18 protein-coding genes are annotated in these 24721 nt (G+C 44.3%); 9 read left to right on the top strand and 9 right to left on the bottom strand.

Annotated elements, in window-relative coordinates; genetic code table 11:
- The first annotated feature begins 182 nt into the window (after nucleotides 1-182).
- A complete protein-coding gene (fusA, locus tag ACYX4N_RS13950; protein WP_474807604.1) occupies nucleotides 183-2270 on the top strand; it encodes an elongation factor G in 2088 nt (695 codons plus the stop codon).
- Between the two features lie 115 nt (nucleotides 2271-2385).
- On the opposite strand, the gene cynS is transcribed toward fusA, so the two are convergent.
- The 6 genes from cynS to ACYX4N_RS13920 all read right to left on the bottom strand — a co-directional run bounded on the left by cynS (nucleotide 2386) and on the right by ACYX4N_RS13920 (nucleotide 10417).
- Nucleotides 2386-2835, bottom strand: coding sequence for a cyanase (gene cynS, locus ACYX4N_RS13945; RefSeq protein ID WP_476054458.1), 450 nt, complete (start codon nucleotides 2833-2835; stop codon nucleotides 2386-2388).
- Nucleotides 2836-2852: 17 nt separating this feature from the next.
- Nucleotides 2853-4730: a bifunctional protein-serine/threonine kinase/phosphatase gene (locus tag ACYX4N_RS13940; protein WP_476054457.1), complete on the bottom strand. Its 1878-nt coding sequence runs from the start codon at nucleotides 4728-4730 to the stop codon at nucleotides 2853-2855.
- 121 nt (nucleotides 4731-4851) lie between these two features.
- Complete coding sequence (locus tag ACYX4N_RS13935) at nucleotides 4852-5700, bottom strand: formate/nitrite transporter family protein (protein ID WP_179982984.1); 849 nt, start codon at nucleotides 5698-5700, stop codon at nucleotides 4852-4854.
- Between the two features lie 494 nt (nucleotides 5701-6194).
- Nucleotides 6195-8261, bottom strand: coding sequence for a transglutaminase TgpA family protein (locus tag ACYX4N_RS13930; RefSeq protein ID WP_476054456.1), 2067 nt, complete (start codon nucleotides 8259-8261; stop codon nucleotides 6195-6197).
- Nucleotides 8258-9442 (bottom strand): DUF58 domain-containing protein, encoded by a 1185-nt coding sequence (locus ACYX4N_RS13925; protein WP_476054455.1) that lies wholly within the window; start codon nucleotides 9440-9442, stop codon nucleotides 8258-8260. The genes ACYX4N_RS13930 and ACYX4N_RS13925 overlap by 4 nt, the downstream gene beginning before the upstream one ends.
- A 27-nt stretch (nucleotides 9443-9469) precedes the next feature.
- Nucleotides 9470-10417 carry an AAA family ATPase gene (locus ACYX4N_RS13920; RefSeq protein WP_476054454.1) on the bottom strand — a complete coding sequence of 316 codons (948 nt, stop codon included), beginning with the start codon at nucleotides 10415-10417 and terminating at the stop codon, nucleotides 9470-9472.
- 233 nt (nucleotides 10418-10650) lie between these two features.
- On the opposite strand from ACYX4N_RS13920, the gene seqA reads away from it, so the two are divergent.
- The 8 genes from seqA to ACYX4N_RS13880 all read left to right on the top strand — a co-directional run bounded on the left by seqA (nucleotide 10651) and on the right by ACYX4N_RS13880 (nucleotide 22128).
- Complete coding sequence (gene seqA / locus ACYX4N_RS13915) at nucleotides 10651-11460, top strand: replication initiation negative regulator SeqA (protein ID WP_474855768.1); 810 nt, start codon at nucleotides 10651-10653, stop codon at nucleotides 11458-11460.
- A gap of 46 nt (nucleotides 11461-11506) precedes the next feature.
- A complete protein-coding gene (pgm, locus tag ACYX4N_RS13910; RefSeq protein ID WP_476054453.1) occupies nucleotides 11507-13159 on the top strand; it encodes a phosphoglucomutase (alpha-D-glucose-1,6-bisphosphate-dependent) in 1653 nt (550 codons plus the stop codon).
- 218 nt (nucleotides 13160-13377) lie between these two features.
- Nucleotides 13378-15855 (top strand): glycogen/starch/alpha-glucan phosphorylase, encoded by a 2478-nt coding sequence (locus ACYX4N_RS13905; protein ID WP_476054452.1) that lies wholly within the window; start codon nucleotides 13378-13380, stop codon nucleotides 15853-15855.
- Between the two features lie 316 nt (nucleotides 15856-16171).
- A complete protein-coding gene (locus ACYX4N_RS13900) occupies nucleotides 16172-17476 on the top strand; it encodes a putative bifunctional diguanylate cyclase/phosphodiesterase (RefSeq protein WP_476054451.1) in 1305 nt (434 codons plus the stop codon).
- 289 nt (nucleotides 17477-17765) lie between these two features.
- The gene (gene astE, locus ACYX4N_RS13895; protein ID WP_476054450.1) at nucleotides 17766-18797 is read left to right on the top strand and encodes a succinylglutamate desuccinylase; all 1032 of its coding nucleotides are present in this window, start codon (nucleotides 17766-17768) and stop codon (nucleotides 18795-18797) included.
- Complete coding sequence (locus tag ACYX4N_RS13890) at nucleotides 18790-19200, top strand: HIT domain-containing protein (RefSeq protein WP_476054449.1); 411 nt, start codon at nucleotides 18790-18792, stop codon at nucleotides 19198-19200. Before astE ends, ACYX4N_RS13890 begins: the two co-directional genes overlap by 8 nt.
- Before the next feature lie 54 nt (nucleotides 19201-19254).
- Nucleotides 19255-19581 carry a heavy metal-binding domain-containing protein gene (locus tag ACYX4N_RS13885; RefSeq protein WP_025254804.1) on the top strand — a complete coding sequence of 109 codons (327 nt, stop codon included), beginning with the start codon at nucleotides 19255-19257 and terminating at the stop codon, nucleotides 19579-19581.
- A 138-nt stretch (nucleotides 19582-19719) separates the two neighbouring features.
- A complete protein-coding gene (locus ACYX4N_RS13880; protein WP_476054448.1) occupies nucleotides 19720-22128 on the top strand; it encodes an alpha/beta hydrolase family protein in 2409 nt (802 codons plus the stop codon).
- Between the two features lie 135 nt (nucleotides 22129-22263).
- Here the strand turns inward: ACYX4N_RS13880 and ACYX4N_RS13875 are convergent, their stop codons facing one another.
- The 3 genes from ACYX4N_RS13875 to ACYX4N_RS13865 all read right to left on the bottom strand — a co-directional run bounded on the left by ACYX4N_RS13875 (nucleotide 22264) and on the right by ACYX4N_RS13865 (nucleotide 24719).
- Nucleotides 22264-23577, bottom strand: coding sequence for a dicarboxylate/amino acid:cation symporter (locus tag ACYX4N_RS13875; protein ID WP_476054447.1), 1314 nt, complete (start codon nucleotides 23575-23577; stop codon nucleotides 22264-22266).
- A 177-nt stretch (nucleotides 23578-23754) separates the two neighbouring features.
- On the bottom strand, nucleotides 23755-24024 hold the full coding sequence (locus ACYX4N_RS13870; RefSeq protein WP_476054446.1) for a DUF2897 family protein: 270 nt from the start codon (nucleotides 24022-24024) through the stop codon (nucleotides 23755-23757).
- 14 nt (nucleotides 24025-24038) lie between these two features.
- Nucleotides 24039-24719 carry a M15 family metallopeptidase gene (locus ACYX4N_RS13865; protein WP_476054445.1) on the bottom strand — a complete coding sequence of 227 codons (681 nt, stop codon included), beginning with the start codon at nucleotides 24717-24719 and terminating at the stop codon, nucleotides 24039-24041.
- Between the last annotated feature and the right edge of the window lie 2 nt (nucleotides 24720-24721).

Raw genomic sequence — 24721 nt, 5'->3', positions numbered from 1 at the left:
TTTGTTATTTTTCAAAAAAGTGTCATAACACATTAAGTTGTTGATACTTATAGAAAAGAATTGATGCTGGCGCGGATTTTGACAAGCGAATTTGAGGTTTATGCTAAAAAAGGTGTAAATCTGGTATAGAAATCCTTTATAATCCAGCCGTTTTTTTACTCTGAACCAATGAAAGTGAACTAATGTCAGACTTATCTTTATACAGAAACATTGGTATTTTCGCCCACGTAGACGCGGGTAAAACTACCACAACAGAACGTATCTTGAAGCTTACTGGTAAAATCCATAAAACTGGTGAGGTTCACGATGGTGAATCAACAACTGACTTCATGGAGCAGGAAGCTGAGCGTGGTATTACCATCCAGTCAGCGGCAACAACCTGTTTCTGGAAAGATCATCGCATGAACATCATCGATACTCCGGGACACGTTGACTTTACAGTTGAAGTATATCGTTCACTTAAAGTACTAGACGGCGGTATCGGTGTATTCTGTGGTTCTGGCGGTGTTGAGCCTCAGTCAGAAACTAACTGGCGTTATGCTAACGAATCTGGCGTTGCACGCTGTATTTTCGTTAACAAGCTAGACCGTATGGGTGCAGACTTCTACCGTGTTGTTGGCCAAGTTAAGAAAGTACTTGCTGCTAACCCACTAGTAATGACACTTCCAATCGGTATCGAAGACGAGTTTACAGGTGTTGTAAACCTTCTAGACATGAAAGCGTACATCTGGGACGACTCAGGCCTACCTGAGAACTACGAAGTAGTAGATATCCCAGAAGATATGGTTGAGAAAGCTAACGAATACCGTGAGCAACTAATCGAAACTGCTGTTGAGCAAGACGACGACCTAATGATGGCTTACATGGATGGCGAAGAGCCGTCTCTAGAAGACATCAAGCGTTGTATCCGTAAGGGTACTCGTGACCTAGCGTTCTTCCCAACTTACTGTGGTTCTGCATTTAAGAACAAAGGTATTCAGCTAGTTCTTGACGCAGTTATCGATTTCCTACCTTCTCCAACAGAAGTAGACCCGCAGCCTCTTACAGACGAAGAGACTGGTGAACCTACTGGTGAAGTAGCAACAGTATCTGTTGACGAGCCGTTCCGTGCGCTTGCGTTCAAAATTATGGACGACCGCTTCGGTGCGCTTACGTTTATCCGTATTTACTCTGGTGTACTTAACAAGGGTGACACTGTCCTAAACAGTGCTACAGGTAAAACTGAGCGTATCGGCCGTATGGTTGAGATGCACGCTGATGAGCGTACTGAACTTACTTCTGCACAAGCCGGTGACATCCTAGCTGTTGTTGGTATGAAGAACGTTCAAACTGGCCACACACTTTGTGATCCTAAGAATGCTTGTACACTAGAGCCAATGATCTTCCCTGAGCCAGTAATCTCGATTGCTGTTAAGCCAAAAGACAAAGGCGCTAACGAAAAGATGTCTATCGCTATCGGTAAGCTAGTAGCAGAAGATCCATCTTTCCAAGTTGAAACTGACGAAGATTCAGGCGAAACCATCCTTAAAGGTATGGGTGAGCTTCACCTAGACATCAAAGTAGACATCTTGAAGCGTACTTACGGCGTTGAGCTAGAAGTTGGTCAGCCACAGGTTGCATACCGTGAAACTATCACGCTACCTGTTGAAGACAGCTACACGCACAAGAAGCAGTCTGGTGGTTCTGGTCAGTTCGGTAAGATTGATTACCGCATCAAGCCAGGCGAAACTAACTCTGGCTTCAAGTTCACATCTACTGTTGTGGGCGGTAACGTACCTAAAGAATTCTTCCCTGCAATCGAAAAAGGTTTCGCAGGTATGATGGAAGTAGGTCCTCTAGCTGGTTACCCAGTACTAGACGTTGAAGTTGAGCTATACGACGGTGGTTTCCACGCAGTTGACTCATCAGCAATCGCGTTCGAAATTGCAGCGAAAGGTGCATTCCGTCAGTCAATGCCAAAAGCAGGTCCTCAGATTCTTGAGCCTGTGATGAAAGTTGACGTATTCAGCCCAGAAGACAACGTTGGTGACGTAATCGGTGACCTTAACCGTCGTCGTGGTATGATCAAAGACCAAGAAGCTGGCGCTACTGGCGTTCGCATCAAGGCTGACGTACCTCTATCTGAGATGTTTGGTTACATCGGTCACCTACGTACTATTACATCTGGTCGTGGTCAGTTCTCTATGGAATTCAGCCACTACTCAGCATGTCCTCAGAACGTAGCTGACAAAGTAATTGAAGAAGCGAAAGCACGTAAAGACGCTAAGTAATTAGCCTTTGCGACGTTAGCTAACTTGTGTTAGCTAACGCTTCAAAAAAATACAAAAAAGCCGGTCATTCGACCGGCTTTTTTATGCCTATAGCACTGCGCTTTAGTACATGGCTTTAGTACATTTTGTACGGCAAAAATTTCCCAGACATCACTACGCTAACGCGGTCGCCTTTAGGATCGTTCTCACGCTGTAAATCCATTGAAAAATCAATGGCACTCATAATACCGTCGCCAAACTCTTCATGAATGAGCTCTTTTAGCGTTGTACCGTAAACACTCACTAATTCGTACCAGCGATAAATAAGCGGGTCGGTAGGCACTTCTGTGGCTAATGAGCCTTTATAAGGTACGATTTGAAGCCAAGCAATGGCTTCGTCGGTAAGTTCAAGTAATTCGCCTACCGCTTCTGCTTGTTGCTTTGTCATGGCCATCTGGCCTAAGCATGCAGCTGTACTCCACTCTTTAGACTGACCTACAACCTCAGCAATTTGGCTCCATTTTATGCCTTTTAAAATCTTAGCTGATTGAATCATGTCGGTAACTTGTGTTCTTGATGTAATCATTAGTATTTCCTCTACGGTTAATTAAACAAAATGAGCGTTACTAGGTTGCAAACAATAAGGGCCAGTATTAATGCTTTGTAGACAAAAAGCGGGTGGCGCTTTACTAAGGGCTGATAAGTTGTGTGCTCAGAAGGATTTGGGTAGCGCATTGAGTGAATAAACTCTGAAAGCGAAGAGTAGCGTTTGTCAGGGTTTATGTTTAAAGCACGTTTGAGCGCACTATCAACCCAAGAAGGTATTGGACGTTTAGGATCTAGCGCGGTCTCATACTTCAGCTTTTTTTGTTCAGCAAAAGTGCGACAGTGGGCAAGCTTGGCATGGTAGGGATAACGACCACATAAAAGGTAGTAAGTGAGTACGGCTAAGGAAAATAAATCGGAGCGATCGCTGCCTACATTTCCTAAAAAGTATTCTGGTGCTGCAAAGAGCGCTGCACCAGGAATAGGTGAATCGCTATAAAGACTTGGTGCATCTTTTAATGCTGCTGAACCAAGGTCAATAAGGGTACAGTGGCCCTGTTCGCTGATGATAATATTGTCGGGGCGTATATCCCTATGAAGAATGCCCTGGCGATGCATTGCCTGTAACCCTTTACCGACCTGCTCAATGATGTTTCTAATTTGCTCTAACGTAGGCGTAGGGTTATCAATAGACCATTGTGCCAAGGTCTGCCCTTGCACATAGCTACTCACGCTATAAAAGGCTGTGGGCGTGTTTTGATAACCCAAGTTCATAAAAGTGGGGCTTTTTACAATATGGGGTGAATCAACCCGCCTTAAAAACCAATTCTCTATTAGAAAACCGTTTAGCATTTCAGGTGATTGAGAAAAGTCGGTGGCTGGTGTTTTTAAAACCACATTATCATTCGGGTTTGCAACCGGTGAAGTGCGTCGCGTGGCGATATACACATGGCTTCGCGCAGAGGTATAAAGCTGTCGCTCTAGTTTAAAGCCATCTATTTCATCACCGGTTTTAAGTTCGGCAAACGCTAACTCGCCGGTAGCCTTTAATGCTAAATTACCCCTGCTATAACCGGCAGCATTAGATACGTCGTGACAGTTGCTATCTATATCTGCAACAGCCGAGATCAGGCTTTGTTCACCATCAATATCACCACTACCATTAACATCACCGAACTCGACTTTTATAAGCAGAAGGGTGAGGTTATCATCGCTTCCATTGTTAAACGCCTCGTGTACAACTAAAGCAGCTTGGTTTTCAGATAGCGTATTGGCATTATTTATTTTGTTGAGTATGCCCGGCAGCGCGACGAATTCATAAACGCCGTCGGTACTAATCGCAATGGTACTTGGTGAGGTTAACGTTAATGACGTATGGTCAATATCGATGTTTGCTTTCACGCCCAACGCATTAGCAAGGTAAGTTTGTGAAGGTTCACTATCTGATGCTTGTCGATGAGGGCGAGTTAGCAATATAGGGTCTTTAGCGTCGCTTGTAACGACCTGAATTTGGCTATCTCCAACGTGAAATACGTCTAGGTGATTGCCGGTTACGATTGCTACTGAGAACGTGCACACATAGCCTTTTTCTGGGGTGTAGCAAAAAGCGCTTTTCTGCGTTCGGGTATAAAGCAGTGCATTAATTTCTTTGATAATAGTTTCGGCGCGGGTTTTAACCGACCATTGTTCAGGCGCTATGCTAAACAGCTTAATAAACTGACGGGTAGCAAAATCGCTAGCAATCTGGCTTACCGTACTACTGCTGACACCGTCAGCAACCACAAAAATACTACTTTGATTTAGCTCATCAGAAGATACATGGTAGGTGTAAGCATCCTGGTTTATCTCTTTCACGCCAGGGGTTGAAAAAGCACTTACTGAAAGTGTGCAAGGTAGCGAGTAGTTCGATGTTTGTAGCGCTGCTTGCTGATTCATATTCAATGGCTTGTTACCTGTACATTGTACTATCGACTTACTTTTAAATAGGAAAGAATGTTGCCATCACGACTTAATACAAAGATTCATGTCGTGATGGCGGTTTGGCTAAATAGCCTAATTAGATAGGTAGCGTTTGAGATGCCGCTGCTTTATCAACAGGGATTGTACGCTTTGGCAATGTCTTCACGTGGGTGGTATAAAGCGTTAGACCAGTAAAAGCTAAACCGCCTACCAAGTTTCCTAGTGCTGTTGGAATTTCATTCCAAATGAAGTAATCCATTACAGAGAAATCACCGCCCATGATAAGGCCAAATGGGAAAAGGAACATATTTACGACAGAGTGTTCAAAACCCATGAAAAAGAAGAGCATGATGGGCATCCACATAGCCAACACCTTACCGCTTACGTGGGTTGATATCATCGCACCTACAACGCCTAATGACACCATCCAGTTGCATAGCATGCCGCGGATGAAAATGGTGAACCAGCCGGCTGCGCCATGCTCTGCATAGCCTAACGTACGGGCTTCGCCAATACTGGCAACCTTGGTAGCAATCGCGCCGCCATCTACGTTGTATCCCATGGTAAAAATAAACGACATCATAAAGGCAACCGTTAATGCGCCGCCGAAGTTACCTAAAAAGACTAAGCCCCAGTTTCGTAATATCTGTTTTGGCGTAACCCCTGGGCGCTGAGCAAGCCATGCTAGCGGCGTTAATACAAACACGCCGGTTAAAAGATCGAAACCCATCAGGTAAAGCATACAAAAGCCAACTGGGAACAGCACGGCCCCTAGCAGGAAAATGCCAGTTTGAACGGCTATGGTAATTGCAAAAACGGCAGCGAGTGCCAAAATTGCACCTGCCATATAAGCGCGTATTAGAGTATCTCGTGTAGACATATAAATCTTTGCTTCGCCTGCATCTACCATTTTGGTCGCAAACTCAGCGGGGAGAAGATAAGCCATGGTTTCACCTCACGTTGTCGTTATTAATAAGTTGCCAGTTGCCATCCGAAAGTTAGCCATCTACATGCGCTCTTGCAGATCAAAAAAAGGCGTCCGCAGCACTCTCGTTAGAGAGAACTGGGGACGCCTTTGTCCAAAAAATGTGCATTGTAGTAGCTATCAGATGAAATTTTTTAAAACGCTTTATATGTGCACGCCTTTGTACACTATAGTTCTTAAGCAATAATACATTGCAGCCATCGCTTCGAACTTTTTACTATCTATGGTTTTAAAACAACAAAAGAGTAGCCAAAAAAGTGCCAATAGATGAAAAATTAGCAATGGTTTTGAAAAAATAATATAAAACAAGATGTTAATGCTGTTTTTCAGGCAGGGTAAAAAGTGGCCTCGGTGAAAATATCAGCCATTTGCACTAAAAAGGTGGGTTCGTGAATGTTTAAGGTGCAATGTCGCTATCTATTTCACAAGCACACTCACGCTTTTAGCTAGGTTCTTTATTTGAGTGACTGTTTGAATGTTTTTAATTGAAGCTTCATGGTTACATGTCTATCAGAACCTTGATCCCTCTTTGCATAATGCTCATGTTCAAATAGCTCACACAGTTGTTTAAAGGCCCTAGCTGCATTCGGGGATAAAAAAGCGCTGGTTTCATTAATATAGGCAGATAAAGTTTTATTATCTCTATGTACCCCTGTTTTTGTTTCAACAAGCGTTATCGCTTTTAGCAATATGCGATACGAAGGCGACAAATGTTCCTTTTGTTTTTTAGGTAAAAAGTATAGCGCTAATATGAGCCCAATTAGCCCAAGCGTCGATAAAAATACTGCACGCATTTTTTGCGGAGTCAGCGCGCCTAATAGCTCCTCGAGCATATTGGTCTGGGCTGCATTATCAAAGCCCAGCACCCACTTGCTCCACGAATAGTCAAGTTGCTGAAACCAGCTTTGCAAGGTTGTAAAAAATGCAGAATTGCCAAATTCATTTAGTATGGTTGTTTCCCGTGACTCTCCTAATTCTTCTAATGCGTGTTCAAGCCCAAAAGATAATCGAGACGGCGCGACCATGCTGGTGGGGTCGAAACGTATCCACTTTCCGTCTACTAATGCTTCTACCCAGGCGTGGGCATCGTATTGCCTTACTTGAAGGACGTTATCACTCAGTGCGCTGCCACCTTGGTAGCCGGTTACCATTCTAGCAGGCACGCCAGCTGCGCGAAGCACGTACACCATAGCGCCAGCATAGTGAGCACAAAAGCCGGCCCGTTGCTCAAACAAAAAGCTGTCTACAGGGTCCACGGGCATAGCGTTTGGGGAAAGAGTATAGCGGAAGCCCCCTTGATTGAATTCACGCATTACTGCATTGACGAGCTCTTGCGCATTGCTGTATTGATTAGCTAGCGTTTGTCCCCAAGCCCTGGCTTCGGGGTTGCCATTTGTTGAAACTTGCAAATTTAGTTGCGCTTCAAAGTTTCCTATTCCGTTTATGACTGGTGCGTTTGGAAAGTAGCGTAAATAAAAGGCTTTTTTGCTGGATATGGGCGTATCGGCACGCAAGGTATAATCAAATAGCGTGCTGACAGTAATACTGTTCTTAAGGTTATTAGGCGATGAAGGTTCTAGCGCGAATAGCCACCTTTGTTGAGTCGGTTCTACAATTAATTCATAGTCAGTTACAAGGGATAACTCTTTTACTGCTAGATTCGATAGAGGCGTTGACCTTCCCATGGAAGCTAACTGTTGCTCGGCCTGTTTACGTTTATCACTGATAGACCAGGTTTTTCCATCAAAATGCTCAAGTGTCATTGCACGCCAGTATCTAAAAGGCGCATCGGGGACCTCCTCTTCACTATTGAAGGTTGCACTAAAAGCGAGTTCAGATGAGCTAGCAAGTGATGCTATATCACCAGGCGTAACTGTATCAGAAAGCCCGGTTTCTGTGGATTTTGATGTGGGCATTTGCCAAAGGGGTGGAAGCTGAGGCAACAGCAAAAATAAAAGTAGCGCAATGGGAAAAGCTTGAAAAACAAGTACACTCACGAATTTAAAGCTTTTCGCTATAGAAACACCAGCACCGTGATAAGTGGCCGTTGCGACGAGCAATAATGTTAATATAGCTGTATAGCCTATCCATGCAAATACACTCAGTGACGAAATAAACCCGCAGCCGATTAAGAATAAGCAGGTACATATTAGTAGATGAAAGTCTCGCTTATTCTTAACGAGCATGATTTTTAAGGCGCACGCAATAGTCAACAAATTGATCATGCTATCAAGAAGGCCTACTGAGAACCCGAACCAAGACAAAGCAAATACGGCAAGTACAGCAAGCAAATTCACCGTACGTGAAGTAGGTAAGCTATGCAGTGTGCTAAGGCCTGCGATTCTCACCACCACAGCACACCCGCTAAGCATCAATACCCAAATCATTAAAGGTGAGGTAAGCGTAGAGAGTATTAGGGAAAAGGCTGCGCAAAGTAGAAGAACAGCCACAGGCTGGGGTTGGCTAAATACGTTTTTTAAAACTGCTAATTGTGAAAACTGGCTAGAAGTAAGGATGTTCATCTTAAAGGCCTTATCTTCTTCTTTTGCTTGGAAGCTAAAGAAACGGGCCTGTTTATGGTTGAGCTGAACGACGAAGTATTATGGTTTGTGTTACTTGCAGGTGCTAAACAAGCAAGTGCGCTAAGGCATTCATGTATGTGCTCAGCTCCATGGTCAGGCGCAATATTTAGCCCTTTGAACTGTACACCGAACCCGCGTTCCGCACTCGCCCAAGAGCCCGCATTTGTCCAAGAAAGAATGGCATAAGTAAGTGCTGAAACAGCAGCTTCTAAATCTGTATTCGACGGTATCGAAAATATATAGCTGTCGCTTTGCAGAGAAGTAAAAGATTTAGAAACCCAATTTCCATTTTTAGCTACATGCTTCCACGATACCCGGTTAAGTGGCTGTCCAACTTCATAATCCTTCAAAGCGTAAAAGTCTTCACTACTGCTTGGGTCGCTCAATTCACTGACACTTTCTGATTCATTTGTATTTGCAATCTTATCGATAGTGATAGGGCCTTCTTCAGGCTTAGCATACACAACAACTTGCTGGTCAAAATCAAGGTGAGTCCAGCATTTATAAAGCCCAAGAGGAAAGTCGCAGGCGATGGTCATTCGCCCCAAAGTAAACGGTCCCCGCTTCGGTATTTGCAAAGGTACCCTGAGGCTTTGTCGTTGATCTTTGTTTGAACCTGGATGTTTATTTAACGCAAAGCTAAAGCTTCGCTCTAAAAATGCTGATGTGTCGCCATCAGCTGTCTTTCGAGTGTGCGTATCTGCTGTGCGTACTACATTCAGCCATTTTACAGACAGTACGCCATTGCAGGCTCTCGTTGGTGTGTTCTTATGAGGGATGATCTGAAGGTGTATTTCACCGTCTAGGTTGCAGTGAAATGAGTCGGGCGGAAGCGCTTTAAGTGCTAAACGGGCAAAGTTTTGATGAGTGTAAAATAACGTGAGCAGCATAATGCTTAAGCACAAATAGCTAAGCAGTAACATCAAGTTGTTTTGATAGTTGGTCCCGAGTAAAAACAAGCACAGTGACAAAATAATAAACGACCAGCCAAACCCACTTGGGAGTATAAAAATACTGTTCAAGTTTAGGTGATGTTCGGGGGAAGCCGGAACACGCTTATCTAGCCACTTCAGTAGTCGATGTTTGAAGTAGTTTGACAAGGAGGCAGGCACTTTACGCACGTGTAATACTCCAACAATCCATAAATACTACGCTGCTAATGGGTCGATACTATTAAGTAATTTTTGGCTCAGTTTTTCTCCATCAAAAGTTTTATTATGTTGCCCCTGAGGAGCTTGGTGGGAAGGTAAACTTAATCGGTGTGCGGTAATTGCCACAAATACAGCCTGAACATCGTCGGGCGTCACATAATCTCTACCACACACATATGCCCATGCCTTAGCACCTTGAAGTATTGCTCGGCTTGCTCTCGGTGAAAGCGGGTTAGGGTAGTCGCCGCTCTCTCTGCTTTCACTTACCAGTCGCAAAATATAGTGAAGAATGGCATCGCTCGTATGAACAGCAGACACTTCACTTTGCATCTGGTGTAAGTTTGCTTCAGTTAGAATTTGGCTAAGAGGCGATGAAGCGTCTTGCTGCATAAGCATAGCTTTTTCGGCTTCCCAAGCAGGATAGCCCAAAGAGATACGCATAAAGAAGCGGTCTAGCTGCGACTCAGGTAAAGGGTAAGTGCCAGATTGATAGCTAGGGTTTTGTGTAGCAATCACAAAAAAAGGCGAGGGAAGTGCGTGGGTCACACCATCAATACTCACTTGGCGCTCTTCCATTGCCTCTAATAGGGCACTTTGAGTTTTAGGGCTTGCCCTATTTAACTCGTCGGCCAATACCACTTGGCTAAAAATAGGGCCGTGTCTAAATGTAAAACGTTTATCTTCGTCTTGCTCGTGACTGTGAAAAATGTTTACGCCCAACATGTCTGATGGAAGCAAGTCTGACGTAAATTGAATACGCGCATAGTGAAGACCAAAAACTTGAGAGAGGGCATGTGATAGGGTGGTTTTACCCATCCCTGGTAAGTCTTCAATTAACAAGTGACCGTTGGCCAGTAAACACGTAATGGCGAGTTTCAGCTGATGCTCTTTGCCAATAATCTTTTGACTAAGAGCTTGCTGAATACGAATAATATCTTGGCGCATAGTTTTGTCACTTTTATTTAAAAATACTCTGTCATTCTATAAATGATAGTTTTAATCATAGTAGCAACGATAGGGTATCGCTTTCTATTCTAATACCTCTGTAAATTTATACGTTGGTATGCAATAGGTCTGTTCAACGTTTAATATTCACGATTCCTCAAAACATCTGCTATTAAGTGCTGCGTAGTTTAACTGTGTTGTCTATAATGGTGCCTCTTAAAAAGGAAGTAGTTATGAAAAGCATTGAAATAGATGACGATTTATATGCCTTCATCGCCAGCCAGACTAAGCATATTGGTGAGAGTGCATCGCAAATTTTAAGACGTTTACTTTTACCTGAAGACGGAGCTGTATCGCAGGGCACAGAGCCTAGTGCAGCATCATCGACGCCTGCAAAAACAAGCGAAACAAAAAGTGCAGACGTTACAGAGTCGACAAGTAAGCCAAGCACGGCGGCAGAAGTAGAAGTGGAGCCTAAAGCGCCATTAGCTAAAACTGCTACAAAAGCGTCTAACGCTTCGGTAAAGTCAACGGCGAATAAAGCCTCGGTAGGTAGAACTGCGGCAAAGAAAGCGCCAGCAAAGGCCACGCCGGCAAAAACTGCTGCAGCGAAAACATCCGCAGGCACCAGAGCGGCGAAAAAGCCATCGGCACCTACTGAAACACCGCTTTCAAACGAAGCCCACACCAAACGAGATATTTTGGATGCCGTTTCAAAAGATGCATTAAGCACCTTTACTAAACGGGTTGATCAGTTCTTGTTTGTTTTGAGTGCAGCGCACAAGCTTAATGCAGAAAATTTTGCGAGTGTTGAAAGTATCAAGGGGAAAAACCGTACTTACTTTGCGACAAGTAAGGAAGCGTTACTTGAAAACGGCAGCAGCACTAATCCGAAAGCTATACCAGATAGCCCTTTCTGGGTGGTGACAAATAACAACACTGCCAAGAAAACAAACATGCTGGAACAAGTTTTGCGTAACCTAGGTTATCAACCAGATGTAATTGAAACCGTTGTTGCGCGTTTCTCTTCAGAAGGTAAATAGCAAGCCAAGTAACAAACAACGAAACTTCTAAATAAGGACTTTTTTCATGGCATTACATCCGCAGGCTGGAGAGCATGCAGCAAAGGAGCAACTCATTAACGTACCCCAGTTAGTGAGCCAGTATTACAGCTACAAACCGGATATGAATGACCCGGGACAGTCAGTGTCTTTTGGTACTTCTGGCCACCGTGGCACGGCGTCGAACGCTACTTTTACTGACACTCACATCAGTGCAATTTGCCAAGCTTTGGTAGAATACCGCAAGCAGGAAGGTATCGACGGCCCGTTGTACGTTGGTAAAGATACCCACGCGTTATCTGAACCGGCCATGATCACCGCCATAGAAGTTTTATGTGCTAACGGCGTAGATGTTGTAGTGCAACGTTCAGATAACGAAAGCATGGGCTATACGCCAACGCCTGTTATTTCCCGCACTATCATTCGTTATAATCGTGCTGGTAATAAAGACAAGGCGGACGGAATTGTTATTACGCCCTCTCATAACCCTCCTTCAGACGGCGGCTTTAAATACAATCCCCCACACGGTGGCCCTGCCGATAGCGATGTAACTAAGCAAATTCAAGATCGCGCAAATACGTTAATTGCTGATGGCAACAAAGATGTTCAGCGTATTGATATTCGCCAAGCTACCGATCGCAAACTGGTCCGTGAAGAAGACTTTATGGAGCCTTACATCGAGGACTTAGCCAAAGTCATCGACATGGAAGCGATTGCAAAAGCGAACTTAAAACTAGGCACTGACCCTCTGGGAGGCGCCGGGGTAGGGTATTGGTCGCGTATTTCAGAAAAATACGGGTTAAACATTACAGTGGTTAATGATGCTGTCGACCCTCAGTTTGGTTTTATGCGTCGTGACAAAGACGGCAAGCTTCGCATGGATTGTTCATCTGCTTACGCCATGGCAGGGTTGATTGAGCTAAAAGACAACTTCGATTTAGCATGGGGCAACGACCCAGATTTTGACCGTCATGGTATTGTGTGCAAAAGCGCAGGGCTGATGAACCCTAACCATTATTTGGCTGTGGCGATTAATTACCTTTATACCCACCGTCCGGACTGGCCTAATGATTTGAATATCGGTAAGACACTCGTATCCAGCAGCATGATTGACCGCGTAGCGAATAGTCTAGGTAAGCTGCTGGCTGAAATGCCTGTTGGCTTCAAATGGTTTGTAGACGGTTTATCTAACAGCACTATTGGTTTTGCGGGTGAAGAAAGTGCGGGTGGTATTTTCCTTGAGCGTAATGGAAGCACATGGGCGACAGATAAAGATGGCTTTATTCTTTGTTTGTTAGCAGCAGAAATTCTTGCCGTTACAGGCAAAGATCCGGGTGAGCACTACAAAGCGCTAACGGAAAAATTTGCAGCACCGGTGTACAGCCGTGTAGACGTAGCAGCAACACTTGAGCAAAAGCAGAAACTTTCAGCAATGGATGCATCGGTAGTTACTAGCGATACGTTAGCAGGAGAGTCTATCACTTCTGTGCAAACTCACGCTCCGGGTAATAACGCGGCTATTGGTGGCGTTAAAGTATCGACGGAAAATGGCTGGTTTGCAGCACGTCCTTCTGGTACTGAACAGATCTACAAAATCTATGCAGAGAGCTTTAACGGTGAAAGTCACTTACAGGAGCTAATTGCCGAAGCCGAAGCTTTAGTTGGCAAAATTATAAAGTAAGTACAAAAATAAACCGTTTCAAAGTTTCTTATGTAACTAAAATGTTAAAAACCGCATGAATGCATACGAATTCATGCGGTTTTTTGTTATTTTAACAAAATAATTACAACATAATCGTTTAAGCGCTGCTATATTGCTGTCATATTCTGAAGTTATTCTGTAATTAAATTACGTTTTTGGTGTGTAAACACCGCTTCTACTTAAGAGTGAGACGCAAAATGAACGCAAAAGCGACCAAGACGCAACCCTCTCCAGTGATCGATAAGGCTGCATTCAAAGCAGCGGTTATCAAACACTTGCACTGCACGCTAGGCACCGACGAAAATAAAGCAAACAACCACGCTTGGTGGAAAGCAACCTGTGCGGCAATCCAAGAGCAAGTGCTTGAAGGATTGCGCAAGACGCAAAAGAGTCACTATTTGAACGACACGCGCGCCGTTCATTACTTCTCGGCCGAATTCCTTATGGGTCGTTTACTTTCAAACAACCTGCAAAACTTTGGCTTGTTTGACGTTGCTGGCGGCGCACTGAAAGAGCTAGGCGTTGAGATTTCAGATATTCTTGAAGAAGAGCCTGACATGGCGCTTGGTAACGGCGGCCTTGGCCGACTAGCAGCGTGTTTTATTGACTCCCTAGCTACCATGGAATTACCTGCTATTGGGTATGGTATTCACTACGAACACGGTCTGTTCCGTCAGGAAATTAAAAGCGGTGCGCAAATCGAGCGCCCAGATAGCTGGCGTGATTACGGCAACCCGTGGGAAATTTGCCGTCCAGAGTCTATACAAGAAGTCTCGCTTTATGGTTACGTAGAAACAAAGTACGGCGAAAATGGTCGCGTGCTTAAAGAGTGGCATCCTGGTTCCATTGTAAAAGGTGTTCCATGGGATATTCCTGTTGTAGGCTATGAAGGTAAAACCGTAAACGTACTGCGTTTGTGGCAGTCAGAAGCGTCTGATTACTTCAACTGGGACGTATTCAATGCGGGTGGCTACGTTGATGCACAGCGTGAAAATGTATCAGCTGAAACCATTTCAAAAGTACTTTATCCAAACGATGAAACCGAAGCGGGTAAAGAGCTACGTCTTATTCAGCAATACTTCTTCTGCTCGTGCTCGCTTAAAGACATTATTCGTCGTTACAAGCGCGCCCACGGTGACGATTGGAGCCGTTTCGCAGACCAGGTTGTTATTCAGCTAAACGACACTCACCCAGCTATTTCAATACCAGAGCTAATGCGTATTCTTGTGGATCGCGCAGAGTTAGGTTGGGACGAAGCTTGGGGTATCTGTACGAAAGTATTCGCCTATACCAATCATACGTTGCTGCCAGAAGCGCTTGAAAAATGGCCTGCACGCATGATTGAGAAAATTCTTCCTCGCCACTTGGAAATCATTTACGAAATCAACCACCGCTTTATGGCAGAGGTTGATAAGAAGTGGCCAGGCGACAATGCCATGAAAGCTAAGCTTTCGATCATTGAGGAAGGTAACGAGAAGATGGTGCGGATGGGTCACCTTTCGGTCATTGGCTCGTTTGCGGTTAACGGCGTGGCAGAAATGCACTCTCGTCTTGTTAAGTCATCGCTTTTCCCAGAGTTCGATGAACTGTATCCGGGTAAGCTTACTAACGTGACCAACGGTATTACGCCGCGTCGCTGGTTGAAAGCGTGTAACCCAGGACTGTCTAAACTTATTGATAAGAAAATTGGTGATGACTGGCCGCGCGACTTAGATAAGCTGCAGGGCTTAGCAAAATTCGCAAGCAACAAAACGTTCCAGAAGCAATTCATGAAAGTGAAGCTTGAGAACAAAGAGTTGTTAGCAGAAGAGATCCGCAAGTCACTGGATATAGAAGTAGACGTTAATGCTATTTTTGACGTGCAAATTAAGCGTTTGCACGAATATAAGCGTCAACATTTAGCACTATTAAATATTATGGCCTTGTACCGTCGTATTCTTGAGAATCCTGATTACGATATGCACCCACGTGTCTTTGTATTCGGTGCAAAAGCGGCACCGGGCTACAAGCTAGCAAAAGACATTATTTACGCGATTAATAAAGTTGCTGACAAGATCAATAACGACCCGCGCGTTAATAACAAGATTAAAGTGGCATTCTTACCAAACTATCGCGTGTCGCTAGCAGAGAAAATGATCCCTGCAGCAGACGTGTCTGAACAAATCAGTACGGCAGGTAAAGAGGCTTCGGGTACGGGTAATATGAAGCTTGCGCTAAACGGCGCGGTGACTATCGGTACCCTTGACGGAGCAAACGTTGAAATTGCTGAAGAAGTAGGCGACGACAACATCTTTATCTTTGGCCTTACGGTAGAAGAAGTTAACGAGCTTAAAGCTAGCGGCTACAACCCGCACGACTACTACTACAAAGACCCTGAAATTAAAGCTGTGCTGGATTGGTTAGAAACCGATTACTTCACTCCGGGTAAACCAGGTGCTCTGGTATCTATTAAGCAAAGCTTGCTAGATAACGGCGACCCCTACATGGTACTCGCGGATTTCCGCGCCTATTCTGACGCACAACTAGCCGTTGATGCTGCGTATCGCGACAAAGAGCGCTGGGCGGAAATGGCGATTATCAACACAGCGAAGATGGGTAAGTTTACTTCAGATCGTTCAATTCGTGATTACGTAGAGCGCGTTTGGAAACTTTCACCGTGTAAGATTGAAAGCTAATCGCAGAAGCGTATAGAAAGAACCCGGCAGTGGTAAACTTGCCGGGTTTTTTTATACCTCTTAAAAAACGTCTATATTGTTATAGCAGTGTTTCGTTTTACGGCACTGCCTTGTTTTAAAGGTTCGCGTGTTATTTTAATAACGATAGCTAATTAGCTATGGGGTAGACGAGGACCAGAATTATACTTTTGTTGTACAAAAGTATAAGAAGGTATGCAAATTAATACGCAAGTGTCGTTGCGCCATTTGTATCGGCATGGTCTTATATAACTAGTTGTTTTTAGTACCTAGAAGCGTAAAGCTCAAGGAAAACATCATGAGCCAACACACATCACTGGCAACCATTCCCAATCGCTATGCGTTTATCGATAGCGTTTTAAAACAAGCTTCTCAAAGCACGTCTGTATCTTTGATGCTAGTTGATGTTGTGCGTTTCTCCGATGTAACAACGAGTCTAGGCATTCACGTCGGCGACCGCTTCTTGCTAGAAATTGCCAACCGTATTCAACGCCTTTTTGGTCAGCAAGTGCTTATTGGCCGAATTAGCGGCGATGTATTTGGAATCGTTTTTCCCAACGAAAATAGGGAAGCGGTGATGCGACAAATGTTCGAACGTCTTGTCGAGCATTTTAAAACGCCCATGCATTATGAAGGTACGGCATTTATCGCTGACTTTAATGTAGGCGTGGTATGCGGCGAAAACGACAAGTTTGATATTACCGCGTTTGTATCTCGGGCAGAATCAGCATTAAAGCAGGCCAAAGAGAATAAGTACGAAAACTACTTCGCACTGACCAAGTCAGATAAATCTGATACTGGCAGAAGTTTAGCGCTAAAAGCTGACCTAAAACGCGCACTGTCCCAGAATGAACTTGAGCTTTACTATCAACCCAAGGTAGACCTAAATACCCTTGAGGTAGTAGGAGCAGAGTGTCTATTGCGTTGGAATCATCCTCTTGATGGCGTTTTGTTTCCGGGGCCCTTGATTGAGGCTGCAGAGTCATACAATATGATGAATGAGCTGGGTTACTGGACATTGGAGCAAGCATTTAGAGCACTCGCTGAACTGGATGTACTACGGATGCCGATTGTTCTGTCGGTAAACATTTCACCTACTCAGCTTTATGACAATCAGTTAATACCTACACTGAAAATGTTAAGTGATACCTATGGTTTGCCGCTATCTCTCATTGAATTAGAACTCACCGAAGACGTTGCGCTATCTAATTCACTAATGGTGAAAAGACAGCTAGATGAGCTAAGAAGTCTGGGTGTGGCTATATCAGTAGACGACTTCGGCAAGGGATATTCCAACCTTGCTTATATTCGCGACCTAGATATCGATGCCCTGAAAATAGATAAATCTTTCGTGATGGAATTAGAAGCACATCCGGTTAATAGGGCGATTATTGAGGCGGCGAAAGTAATAGGCCAAGCTAAGAATTGTTGTGTGGTTGCTGAGGGCATTGAAACCGTAGAGCAGCTTCACATTCTTCGAGAGGTCGGGGTCTCTCAAGGTCAGGGGTATTTATTCTCGCGTGCTATACCTTTTAATGAATTCGTGCAACTTATTCAGCAAGAAATCATTGTCGGTAGTTCGCCAAGAAGGGCCCAAGCCTAGCCACTACAACCGCTAGCCAATCGTAATTAACCTCAGTAGCTTTGTACTTTATTGCATCTTTGTTTCTAGTTCTTTATTTTGGGGCGCCTAATTAGGTTAAGTATTGCTACCCCCTTAGTACTAAAGAAACTGCGTAGTCTTGTAGAAGAATATCGCGACTAGTGCAGAAAAGCGTTATTTATTAGTTACAGCCTAGCGCAATAAAACCTTGAGATAAGGTGATTTTGATAGACTGTCTCGGTACACTTAAGTTATTCGAGATTAGACAAAGTCAACAAAGCTCACACTTATGCAAGAACTTATCGAAAACGGCCAATTTTTAACACTTTCTCGCCGTCAACCCGAGCTATTCGAACGCGCTCATCAATTTACGCTAGCCAACGGCACTGACGTTAGTATCACTGCGCCTGGCATCATTAGTTTTTCCGTACAGCCTACCTCTACGCCAAGTAAACGCATTGTTTTGTCCTGTGGTGTTCACGGTAATGAAACTGCACCTATCGAAATTTGTGATGAATTAGTTAAAGGCATCCTTACAGGGGCAATGACGTTAGCGCACGATGTACTGTTCTTATTCGGTAATTTACCGGCCATGGATATTGCTGAGCGCTTTGTCGAAGAGAACATGAACCGCTTGTTTAGCGGGGCGCACTCAACTGGCGAGGGTTTAGTGAACGCTGAACGTGTGCGTGCTAAGCAGCTAGAAGAGGCGGTGGCGTCTTTCTTTGAAGCAGCTGAAGGCACCCGTTATCACTACGACCTACATACGGCAATTCGCGCTTCGAAAAATGAAAAGTTTGCGGTATATCCTTATCTTCACGACAGAGTTCATAGCAAAGGGCAACTAGCGTTCCTTGCGGCGTGTGGGGTAAAAACCATTCTACTTTCTGAGAGTTCAACCACCACGTTTAGCTATTTCTCTTCTTATCAATATAACGCTCATGCGTTTACCGTTGAACTTGGAAAAGTACGCCCGTTTGGGCAGAACGATATGAGCCGATTTGCGGATGCTAAAACCGCACTTACGCAGCTTATAACTGAACAAGACTTTGCTCCTTCGGTAAATATGGACGACCTTGATATCTACCGCGTGAACCAAGTAATAAACCGCCAAGACGAAGCGTTTACACTTCATTTCGACGACGATACCCCAAACTTCACTGACTACCCTAAAGGCACCGTATTGGCGTCTGAACCAAACAAAGAATACGTAGCTGAGCAAGACGGTGAAGCCATTGTATTTCCTAATGCAAAGGTTGCCATTGGGCAACGTGCCTTATTAACCGTAGTGCCTACCACGCTGGATAAACTAGATGTTTAAACTCGATAGCCGTTTACACAATGATACATTTTTTGTCTGTGATCTTTCGCTGTGTCGTGTACTGTTAATGAACGACAGTCAATTTCCGTGGCTGATACTGGTGCCGATGAAAAATGATATCGCGGAAATTATCGACTTATCAGAAGATGAGCAGGTGGTCTTGCTAAGAGAATCTGCGCGGGCTTCAAAAGCGATGCAGGCCATATTTTCACCGTTAAAACTAAATGTAGCCGCATTAGGTAACGTGGTAAGACAGCTTCATGTGCACCACGTCGCGCGTTTTGAAAACGACTGTGCTTGGCCAAAACCTGTATGGGGTAATCAGCCTACAGTGGCCTATGACACCAGTGAAGCGCAAGCACTTGTTGAGACCATCAAGCAATGGTTTAAAGACAACGGTTAGGCGGGTATGCCTAAATAGCGGTAAATTAACAGTTCACATTAAAAGGAGTTACGCATGATTGTTTCAACTACCCCAACCTTGGAAGGTCACAAAATTGAAGCCTATTACGGTATTGTCGTGGGCGAGGCCGTAATGGGCGCAAATGTGTTCAAAGATCTCTTCGCGTCTATTCGCGATATCGTGGGCGGGCGTTCGGGGTCTTATGAAGAAGAGCTTACCACTGCGCGAAAACTCGCGTTTACCGAACTAGAACATGAAGCAAGAAGTATGGGCGCGAATGCGGTGGTTGGTATAGACCTAGACTATCAAGTCATTGGTGACAAAGGCAGCATGCTAATGGTGAGCATTAGCGGTACTGCAGTAAAAACGACGCCAGTATAAATACAGAAAAGTGTATATTTTAACGTATGCGCTTATCAATCAATTGAAGCGAGACTTGAGCCCGTTGTTTATCTACGGTGGCAATGTCTCGCTTTTTTTGTTTTTTACCCTCAAAATAAACCTAATTAAGGAAATGGAATGCTAAGAAAATGGATGTTTGTCCTATTTGCCGCATGCTCCTGTCAGCTATTTGCGCAGGATGGTCTTCAGTATCAAAAACCGTCTAAAGAAATTCTAGATTTAGTGGATGTTACGCTTGCACCAGCGACTCTCGTAGATGATGCACAGAAGAATATGGTGCTGTTGTTTCGCGATAACTATAAGTCGATAGAAGACTTATCTAAAGAAGAGCTTCGCTTAGCAGGCCTGAGAATTGACCCTGCCACCAACATTGGAAGTCGCGTCACTTACTATAATAAATTAGAGGTTCAGCGAGTCGGCAGCAAGGACAGCGTTACGGTCGAAGGCATGCCAGAAACTCCGCGTCTAACTAACTTTTCTTGGTCACCGAATCAGCGCTATATGGCGTTCACTCACACCACAAGTAAAGGTGTTGAGCTATGGGTGCTTGATATCAAAGCGGCTGCAGCGAGAAAGCTGTTTGATAAACCTATAAATGCGAACATGGGGGATACCTTAAATTGGAATGCAGATAGCCTTTCACTTTTGGTAAAAGTAGTACCCACGGATAGAAAAGATTTAATCGACACCAGTGTAGCAGTGCCGACTGGCCCAACGATCTCAGTGAGCGACGGTAAAAAAGCACAAAACCGCACATATCAAGACTTGCTGAAAAACAAGAACGACGAGTTCAATTTTGAGCAATTAGCCCGTTCTGAAGTTTATAAAGTGCCATTAAAAGGGAAGCCTTCGCCGTGGTTAGCGTCAGGAATGTATGGCGATATTAGCGTTTCTCCGGCCGGCGACTATATGATGGTGCAGGAGTACAACACGCCGTTTTCTTATTTAGTGACCTACCGCCGTTTTCCCCACACTATCAGCTTGTATAATAAAAATGGAACGCTGGCTAAAACACTTGTCGACGTTCCCCTTATTGAAGACTTACCACAAGGTTTCATGGCTGTTCGTACTGGGCCTCGCGATGTACAGTGGCGCAACGATAAACCAAATACAATTGTATACGCTGAAGCGCTTGACGGGGGAGACCCTGAGACAGAGGTGACGCACCGTGACAAGCTAATGCAACTTAAAGCGCCATTTAGTGGCGAAGCTGAGCAAATCCTTAAAACAGAGGACAGGTTTTATCGCTTTATTTGGAGCGACGACAGTACTGCAGTAGCCATGGATTATTGGTGGAATACCCGCAACCTAAAAACTTATCTGTTTAGCCCTGATCAAAGTAAACCTGCGAAGATTATTTCAAACCGAAGCTATCAAGATAAATACAGTGACCCAGGCAGTTTTGTTACCCGCAAAAACGAATACTTCAAAGATGTGCTTGCGCTAGATGGCGAGAATGCGTTTTTGCTTGGAGATGGTTTTACGCCTGAAGGGCAATTCCCGTTCTTAGATAAATTAAATCTTAACACCCTTGAAACATCGCGGGTGTATTCAAGTGAGTACACTAATAAATTTGAAGACTTGCGCGATTTCAATATGAAAAATGACCGCTTGTTGGTAAGAATTGAGTCTAAGCGAGATTATCCGAACTACTATTTCCGTAGCTTAAAAGATAACAAGCTGACTCAGTTAACCCACTTTGAAAATCCTTTCGAAAGCATTCAAAACGTTAAGAAAGAGGTTATTACGTATAAGCGCAACGACGGTTTAGATTTAACAGGTACCTTATATTTGCCAACTGATTACGAGGAAGGCAGACGCTACCCGATGATCCTATGGGCTTACCCAGAAGAATTTAAGGATAAATCTAGCGCAGGTCAAAACACCCAAAACCCTAATCGTTTTATCTATCCATGGTACGGTTCGCCAATTTACTGGGTAACTAAAGGCTATGTTGTGCTAGACGATGCATCTTTCCCTATTGTTGGGGAAGGGGACGAAGAGCCTAACGACACCTTTAGACCCCAGCTAGTTGCCAATGCAAAGGCAGCGATTGATGCGCTAGATAAAAAAGGACTTATTGACCCCGAGCGCGTCGCGGTAGGCGGGCATAGCTATGGTGCCTTCATGGTAGCAAACCTGTTGTCCCATTCGGACTTATTTGCTGCCGGTATTGCCCGTTCTGGTGCCTACAATCGTACACTGACCCCATTTGGTTTTCAGTCGGAAGAGCGCCACTACTGGGATGCGCCAGACGTGTATTACACTATGTCGCCATTTATGCACGCTGAGAAAATGAAGACGCCACTTTTATTAATACATGGTGAAGCAGACAATAATTCGGGTACGTATCCTATGCAAAGTGAGCGTTATTTTAACGCTTTGAAAGGCTTAGGCGCAGTGACGCGATTAGTTATGCTGCCAAAAGAAAGCCATGGATACCGAGCGAAAGAAAGTGTGTTACACACCCTTTGGGAGCAAGACCAGTGGCTTGAAAAGTATGTGAAAAACAAAGGCGCTAAATAGTCACGGTAACATTATCTATTAATTCATAGCGTAACTAAAAAAAAGGTGGTCACCTATTAAGTGACCACCTTTTTCTTTTGCTATAAAACTCATTTCTATCTTGGCAGTTTCACTACCAATTGAGTGCACATGTATCTAGCTCTTATCTGTGCCCATCTTCTCTTTGAAAGTTGCATCGCCAGCATTATCATTAATGTCAGCTTTATTAATAGCACTATCGTCAGCGTTAGTTTTATCAATAGCAATTTCATCAATAATAACGGCACAAGCCGCATCACCGGTAATGTTTAGCGCCGTACGGATCATGTCAAAAATTCTGTCGAGGGCAAACAATAAGGGTAAGCCCTCAATAGGAATGCCTGCAGCAAGTAACACGGCAACGACCAAGAATGACGGGCCAGGTACTCCTGCTTGACCAACAGCCCCAAGGGTAGAAGTCAGGATAATAGCGACATAGGCGCCCATGGATAAATCGATATTGAAAAGCTGTGCAAAAAACACCGCGACTAGGCCGTAATAAATAGCGTTTCCGCTCATATTAATGGTAGCACCTAAAGGCAGTACAAACGACGCCGTTGCATTTCTTACACCTAGCTCGTTTTCAACAGTATTCATAGTAACTGGTAGCGTTGCCATAGATGAAGCAGTTGATAGCGCCACTGCTTGCGGCTTTTTCATCGCAACAAGAAAAGACTTAGCCGATGTTTTTGTAAATAGTTGAACCAGTAGGGGGTAGACCACAAAACCAAACACTAAAATAGCAGCAGTAAACACTAAGAAAAGTTTGAACACCACCATAAGCGCGGCAAAACCGAATGTGCCTACAGCCTCTGCCATTAAGCCGAAAACGCCGATAGGGGCAATTTTCATTACGCAGTTAATCATCCACACCATGGCATCAACAATGGTGTTTACTCCATTTAAAATAGGCTCACGGTTCTTTTTCGGCTGTTTGGAAAGGGCAAGACCGAAGAATAAGCAAAACACCAAAATTTGCAGAATGTTTGCGTTAGTTAATGATGCAAACACATTGGTCGGGATCATGCCTGTCACGGTTGCCCAAAAAGAGGGGAGTTCACCTTTAGATGCGTATTCGCCAGAGAACATGCCTTGTACCGATGATACATCAATACCTATACCTGGCTTAAACACTTCGCCCATTATCAGCGCAAGCCCTACAGCTAGAGCAGAGGTTAAACCAAAATAGGCTAGGGTAGATAGCCCCACTTTTCCCGCGTTGGTGCTGTTGCCAAGCCCCGCTGCACCAGAGATAAGCGCTACGGCAACCAGTGGAATAACCAGCATTTTTATCAGGTTGATAAAAATATCTCCCAAAGGTGCGAACATTTCAGCGCTTTCGCCCATAAAAGCACCAACGGCAGTACCAATGATCATAGCAATGACAACTTGAACGCCGATATTGCTAAGTAAGGATTGTTTATTAGACACGTCTAGAACCTCGTAGAGTGTATTTATGTGAAGGAAAGATAGTGAGCGGTCTGTGCTAGTAGCTAGCCTAAACGGCATACTTAGATGCACATAGTGGCTGAAAGCACCTAACTAAAAAGAATTGGATCAGGTGCTCGCTTTAAGCGCGACTATCGGTAATGCGTTTATATTGAGTTGCTATTTCTCGGGTTTCTTTTCGTTATCGCCACTATCATTATGTGCTTGTGTCAACGAAGCATGGTCGCCCGCCGTTTCATTCTCGGCATGTGGGCGAGTAGCGTCTTTGTTTGGATTGCCGTACTCGTCATCATATTCATCACCTTCATCATCAAAAGGCTTAGAGGGGGTAGGGAATTTAAACTTAGCACTGTATTTGAGTAACGTGATATTTCCAATAACTACGCCTAATACTAAAACAATAACGATAATGACCCAGGTAGTACTCATAAAAATTCCGTAGGCTAGCGCCCTTTGTTCAAAACATAGCGATTATACAAGTTAGGCAACTGCGGCAAAATACACGATTTACCTTCTATACCGCTTTGTTCGATAGCTTGTGTGAAACCGTCTAGGTTCCTAGCACTTTCAAAGGTACTTGCAGTACTTTTAAAGCTCAAATGCCAAGGCTCAACGGCAACACCACCACTATTGACAGAGAAAGGACGGTAGAAACCGAACTGTTCCATATTATCAGCTAGCCAACAGGAAAGGTTATGGCAGGGGCCGCCACTAAGATATTCGCTTTCTACAAGGTTAAAGTTGCCGTCCCAATTGTGCACAGCAGCTCTGTCATAAACGTCAACATCGGTACCCCAATGATGACGACTGCCGCCAGGTAGCGCAGACCAGGTCAAAATAGCATGGAGTTTTTCATCGTCACTTAGCGTTTCGAAAGGAAGTGCTGTGCCGTTAACATCAAGAAGCTGCGCCTGCCCCGTCCACTTGCGGTTAAAAATGGCGGTTTGCCTATCAAAATCGCGAAAGCTACTGACTAACTGTAAGTCTATACCGTCATTGTGCGCAGCATCTTGCATAGCAAGAAAGGGCGAAATGACGTCTTGATGAAGCCTGTGGCCATTGCCAGCATCAACAAGGTAGTCGTTGTGCTGGCCCAGCCATGCTTGTTGCGGAATCTGATTCATGT

The sequence above is a fragment of the Alteromonas sp. ABH4_452 genome (genome assembly GCF_056311825.1).
The sequence above is the reverse complement of the archived record's forward strand: the minus strand, read 5'-3'. Positions and strand labels throughout refer to the sequence as shown.